The sequence below is a fragment of the uncultured Methylobacterium sp. genome (assembly GCF_964242245.1).
GTDB lineage: Bacteria > Pseudomonadota > Alphaproteobacteria > Rhizobiales > Beijerinckiaceae > Methylobacterium.
On record NZ_CAXTBY010000044.1, the window covers coordinates 21,628 to 27,092 of the forward strand.

A 5,465-nucleotide genomic window follows, 5' to 3' on the forward strand; every position below is an offset into this window, starting at 1 on the left:
GACCCCCACGCTGACCCCCACGCCGGCCCCCGCGGCTCCGACGCCGCCCGCACCGGCCCCGCGGACCGGCCCCGCTCCGGCCGCCCGTCCGGCCGCCGCGCCGGTCGGGGCGCGCATCGAGGCGCCGGCCCCGCGCTCCGGGGCTCAGCCGCGCCCCGTCGCGGCCCCGACCGCCGGCGGCGACAAGCGCGGCTGGCTGTCCGACCTGCTGACCCGCGCCTCCCTCGACGATGAGGACGAGGCTGCGCCGGAGCCCGCCCCGCCGCCCACGCCCGCGCCGGCCTCGGTCGAGACCGGCCGCATCGCGTTGGAGACCATCTCCACCGACATCGCGCGGATGATCGACCATCGCACGGCCGTCGATCTGTGGGCGCGCTACCGGCGCGGCGAGCCGGACCTGTTCGATCCGCGGCTCTACACCCCGCAGGGTCGGCAGACCTTCGCCGAGATCCAGCGCCGCTACCAGGCCGACGCCGACTTCCGCCGCACGGTCGACCGCTACGTCGGGGAATTCGAGCGCCTGCTCGGCGACGTCGCCAAGAACGACAGCGACGCGGCCCGCACCGATGCCTATCTCACCTCCGAGACCGGCAAGGTCTACACGATGCTCGCCCACGCGAGCGGACGCTTCGAAGGGGCCTGAGCGCGGGCTCGATCCGCGGCACGCGGACCGGATGCGTCACAGCAGCCCGAGTCCGGCGAGTTCGCGGCGCAGGGCCTCCGGCATCGCGGCGAGGTCGCCCGCGGCGGCGTGGTCGATGTCCCGCGGAGCATCCCGCTGGGTCAGGTAGCGCCAGCCCTGGAACGGGCGGCAGGGACGCGGATTGACCGCCACGAGGGCCGGCTCGAACACGAGGCGGCAGCGGGCGATCCCGTCCTCGCCGGTGAACGGGTCGATCCGCGTGATCGCCTGCCGACAGCAGAGCGTGCCCTTGATCACCCAGTAGATCGAGCCGCGGCCGGCGATCTCGCGGCGACGCTTCGGAATCATCCGCGTCGTGTGGAACGGCGCCGGGTCGCGCGCCTCGCGCACCGCCTCGGCGCGGAGTCGCGCCTGCCGCGCGTCGAGTTCTTCCATCGAGGCCGGACCGACGCAGAGCTTGAGCAGGTGGAGGGCCACGACGGTTCAACACCTTCACGGAGCGTCATTCCGCGTCACGGACGCGGTGCCGGTGCTGTAGCGCAGGACTCGCGCGGCGACCACGCGGCGATCATCCGCCGGCCGCGCCCGGTCAGCAGAACAGGGCGAGCTTCTCCTCGACGCTGAGCGCATCGATGTCAGCGAAGCTGAGCGCCGTCTCCGCCTTCGGCGAAGGAGGGGGCGTCGGTGCGACGGCGGTCTCCGGCGCGGCGGCCTTGAGTCGCGTCGGCGCGTCCTCGGCGAGGATGTCCGCCTCGAACGCCTCGGCCCATTCCGGCTTGATCCCGGAGAAAAACGGCTCGGGTTCGGGCAGCGCCGGCAGGAACACGATGTCGTCGTGCAGCGAAGTCGACCCCGGCTCGATGGCGCGCAGGGCCGCGGCGGCGGCGGCCACCGCGGGCGCCTCCATGTCGATGTAGCGGTCGACATCGCTCTGGCAGAGGTCGTCCGGCGGCGCGTCCTTCCCGGTCCGGGCGGGTGCTTGGCCGGGCGCGGGCGGGACGCGCCCGTCCGCGTCGCCCCAGATCGCCATCATCGCGATCAGGCGCTCCTCGAGGTAGCGCAGGGTGTGCACGATCCGGCCGGTGCGCTGGGCGGTGAGGTCCTGGAACGAGCAGGCGGTGTAGATCTGCGTGGCGCGGCGGTCGAGGTCGTCGCAGACGTTCGGATCGACGCCGCGCTCGCGCAGCGTCCAGGCCGCCTCCTGCACGTGCTCGGCGGCGCCCAGGATGTCGGAGGTCGCCCGCTCGGTCGCCCGGACGATGCCGTCCAGCGCCTCGGAGGCGACACCGAGCCGGGTCTGGTCCTGGTCGGGATCGCTGATCGCCGCGATCTCCGACTTGGTGCGGCTGATCGCGTCGGCCATCTCCATCAGGTCGCCGCGCAGGTGCCCGATGCCGTCAGCGCGCCCCTGCGTGACAACGGTCTCCAGGCGCGCCATGGCGCCGAGCAGCACGTCGGTGTCGGCACCGCGGGTGCGCCGGGCGTGCTCGGCGAGGAACCAGCGCCCGCGGGCGCTGTCGCTCATCGTCGCCGCGATGGCCTCGTACTCGGCCGGCGCGAAGGCCGTCAGCGCGGTTGAGCCGGACATGGTGCGCGTCCTCGGGACGGCACGCACGGGCGGGAAAGCCCGGACCCTGCGCCTGTCCGCCGAGGGCGCAATTTGACAGGCGCGGTTTAACGCCCGCTTACGGTGCGCCCGCAGCCTCCCCGAAGCCCCGATCGAACCGGTCCTTGCCCGCGCCCCACCCTGAACCGAGCCGCCTGCGCCTGTCGCTGCTCTACGCGGTGGTGTTCGTCGAGATCGGCATCGCGATGCCGTTCATGCCGGTGTGGCTCGCCGCCCTCAAGCTCGACGCCTCGGTGATCGGGCTGCTGCTCGCCCTGCCGATCGCGACCCGGATCGTCGCCACGGCCCCGCTGATGAGCCTGATCGACCGCGGCGTTGGGGCGCGGACGCTGCTGGCGTCGGGCAGCCTCGCGCTCGCCGCGACCTACGCCCTGATGCCCGTGGGCGCGGGCGTCGGCTGGCCCGTGCTCGCCGGTCTGGTCCTCCTCAACGCGGTCGCCGGCGCGCCGCTGGTGCCGAGCATCGACTACCTGACCCTGGCCGCCGTGCGGGCCCGGCCGCAGCTCGACTATGCGCGGGTCCGGATGGCCGGCTCGGTCGGCTTCCTGCTCGCGAACCTCGCGGGCGGAGCGTTGCTGACGGCGATGGGCGAGGCCCGCGCGGTGCCGCTGCTGCTCACCGGGCTGGCGCTGATCGCGAGCGGCGTCGCGTTCGCGAGCCGTTCGGTCGAGGCCCCCAGGCCCGCACGCACGGGTGAAGGGCGGCCCCGGCTGCCGGCCAGGCTCCTGCTGTGCATCGCGGCCGCCGCCGCGATCCAGGCGAGCCATGCGGCGATCTACGCCTTCGGCAGCATCCACTGGACCGCGCACGGCATCTCCCCCGCCGCCGTCGGCGCGCTCTGGAGCGTCGGGGTGGCGGCGGAGATCGTGCTGTTCTCCCGCGTCGGGCGCCTGCCCGCGCGCTGGCGCACGCCGTTCCGATTCCTCGCCCTCGGGGGTGGAGCGGCCGTCCTGCGGGCGCTCGGCATGTACCTCCTCGGCGACGACCTGCCGGCTCTCGTCGCGCTCCAGGCCCTGCACGGGCTGACCTTCGGCGCGACGCAACTCGGCGCGATGGCCGCGGTCTCGGGCTTGGCGCCGGACGGGGCGCGGGGCCGGGCGCAGGGAACGCTCAGCGCGGCGAACGCCGCCGCGGCCGCCTGCGCCACGCTGGCCAGCGGCTTCGCCTACCGCGCGGGCGGACCGCTGGCCTTCCTGCTGATGGCGCCGCTGGCGGCGGCCGGCCTCGTTCTCGCCGCGGCGGCATGGCGGAGCGCGGGGCGGACGCCCGCTCCGGCCGCGGCCCGGACGCCGGACACGGACCGTCAACCCTAATCTGGACATATCGGCCGGGCAGACCGGCCGTCGAACGGGAAAGGGTCTCAGTGCGGACCGAGGGCGTCACGCCGACACATCCGACCGATCGGCAGGCGGCCGGCGCGACCCTCGCGCACGGCCGCGTGGCGCTGGACGGCCGCTGGACCGCCGACCAGGGCGGCGCCGTCGAGGCCGCGGCCGCGCGGATCGCACGGGCGGGCGCCGGGCAGGCGGTGATCGTAGACATGGCCGGCGTCGCGCGCCTCGACACGCTGGGCGCCTGGGTGCTGGAGCGGACGCGCGCCGAGGTCGAGGCCGCGGGCGGGCGCCTGACCTACGCCGGCCTGCGCGCCGAGCAGCGCATCCTGCTCGGCGAGATGCACCTGCGCGCGTCCGAGCCGGCGGCGGCGCTGCGGGACGGGCGCATCCACGCCGTCCTCGACGGGCTCGGCCGCCGGGTCGTGGGCGGCGGGCACGACCTCGTCACGGGGTTAGCCTTCCTCGGCGAGGTCATCGCCGCCTGCCTGCGAGTGGCGATGCGGCCCTCGACCTTCCGCGGCCGGGCACTCGTGAACCAGATCGAGCAGGTGGCGTTCCGCGGCGTGCCGATCATCGTGCTGATCTCGTTCCTCGTCGGCGGCATCGTCGCGCAGCAGGGCATCTTCCAGCTCCAGCGCTTCGGGGCTGCGGCCTTCGTGGTCAACCTGATCGGCCTCCTGATCCTGCGCGAGCTCGGCGTGCTGCTCACCTCGATCATGGTGGCGGGCCGCTCCGGCTCGGCGTTCACCGCCGAGATCGGCTCGATGCGGATGCGGGAGGAGGTCGATGCCCTGCGCGTCATGGGCCTCGACCCGATCGAGATCCTGATCGTGCCGCGCATCCTCGCCCTGGTGCTCGGCCTGCCGATGCTGACGCTGATCGCGGCGCTGGCCGCGCTCTCCGGAGGCGGGCTGACCGCGATGGCCTACGGCGGGCTCACCCTGGAGCAGTTCCTCGCTAGACTCCAGGCGGCGGTGGGCGTGCACCACGTCCTCGTCGGGCTGATCAAGGCGCCGTTCATGGCGCTGATCATCGGCATCATCGCGACGATCGAGGGTTTCGCGGTGGAAGGCTCGGCGGAGTCGCTCGGCCGCCACGTCACCGCCTCAGTCGTCAAGTCTATCTTCATGGTGATCGTCCTCGATGGACTCTTCGCGGTGTTCTTCGCGGCAATCGATTTCTGACGGTCCCGTGCACGACATCACACCCATACCCGATGCCACGAGCCCGGAGGCGATCATCCGCGTGCGCGACCTCGTCGTTGGGTTTCGCGACCGCACGATCCTGAAAGGCCTGAACCTCGACATCCGGCGCGGCGAGATCCTGGGGTTCGTCGGTCCGTCCGGCCAGGGCAAGTCGGTGCTGACGCGCACGATCCTCGGCCTCGTGGCCAAGCGCTCGGGCACCATCGCGGTGTTCGGGCAGGACATGGACGGGTTGAGCATCGCGCAGCGCCGTCGGGTCGAGCAGCGCTGGGGGGTGCTGTTCCAGCAGGGCGCGCTGTTCTCCGCGCTCACCGTGAAGCAGAACATCCAGATGCCGATGCGCGAGCACCTGAGCCTGTCCGAGCGCCTGCTCGACGAGTTCGCCCGCCTCAAGATCGAGATGGTCGGCCTGCAGCCGGATGCGGCCGACAAGCTGCCCTCGGAACTGTCCGGCGGCATGGTCAAGCGCGCCGCGCTCGCCCGCTCGCTGGCGCTCGACCCCGAGATCCTGTTCCTCGACGAGCCGACCTCGGGGCTGGACCCGATCGGCGCGGGCGAGTTCGACGAGTTGGTCGCGACCCTGAAGGAGACCCTGGGCCTGACCGTCTTCATGGTGACGCACGACCTCGACAGCCTCTACACCGCCTGCGACCGCA

At 73.3% G+C, this 5,465-nt stretch carries 5 protein-coding genes and 1 pseudogene; 4 read left to right on the forward strand and 2 right to left on the reverse strand.

Annotated elements, in window-relative coordinates; translation table 11 throughout:
* A pseudogene (locus ACFE8Y_RS11565) lies at nt 1–643 on the forward strand (hypothetical protein); the annotation flags it as partial.
* 36 nt (nt 644–679) lie between these two features.
* On the opposite strand, the gene ACFE8Y_RS11570 reads toward ACFE8Y_RS11565, so the two are convergent.
* Nucleotides 680–1,120 carry a DUF1489 family protein gene (locus ACFE8Y_RS11570; RefSeq protein WP_375464531.1) on the reverse strand — a complete coding sequence of 147 codons (441 nt, stop codon included), beginning with the start codon at nt 1,118–1,120 and terminating at the stop codon, nt 680–682.
* A gap of 112 nt (nt 1,121–1,232) precedes the next feature.
* Nucleotides 1,233–2,231, reverse strand: a complete 999-nt coding sequence (locus tag ACFE8Y_RS11575; protein WP_375464532.1) for a hypothetical protein — start codon at nt 2,229–2,231, stop codon at nt 1,233–1,235.
* A 143-nt stretch (nt 2,232–2,374) separates the two neighbouring features.
* Here ACFE8Y_RS11575 and ACFE8Y_RS11580 point away from each other — a divergent pair, with 143 nt between their 5' ends.
* From ACFE8Y_RS11580 to ACFE8Y_RS11590, 3 genes are all read left to right on the forward strand, one after another.
* Nucleotides 2,375–3,583: an MFS transporter gene (locus tag ACFE8Y_RS11580; RefSeq protein ID WP_375464533.1), complete on the forward strand. Its 1,209-nt coding sequence runs from the start codon at nt 2,375–2,377 to the stop codon at nt 3,581–3,583.
* Between the two features lie 50 nt (nt 3,584–3,633).
* Entirely contained in the window at nt 3,634–4,788 is a 1,155-nt protein-coding gene (locus tag ACFE8Y_RS11585; protein WP_375464534.1) for an MlaE family lipid ABC transporter permease subunit, read from the forward strand.
* 7 nt (nt 4,789–4,795) lie between these two features.
* A partial coding sequence (locus ACFE8Y_RS11590; RefSeq protein WP_375464535.1) for an ABC transporter ATP-binding protein occupies nt 4,796–5,465 on the forward strand: 670 nt, incomplete at its 3' end.

Bases quoted from the DNA above. Each gene is read 5' to 3' on its own strand.
- ACFE8Y_RS11575 (WP_375464532.1), bottom strand. From the start codon at position 2,231: ATGTCCGGCTCAACCGCGCTGACGGCCTTCGCGCCGGCCGAGTACGAG.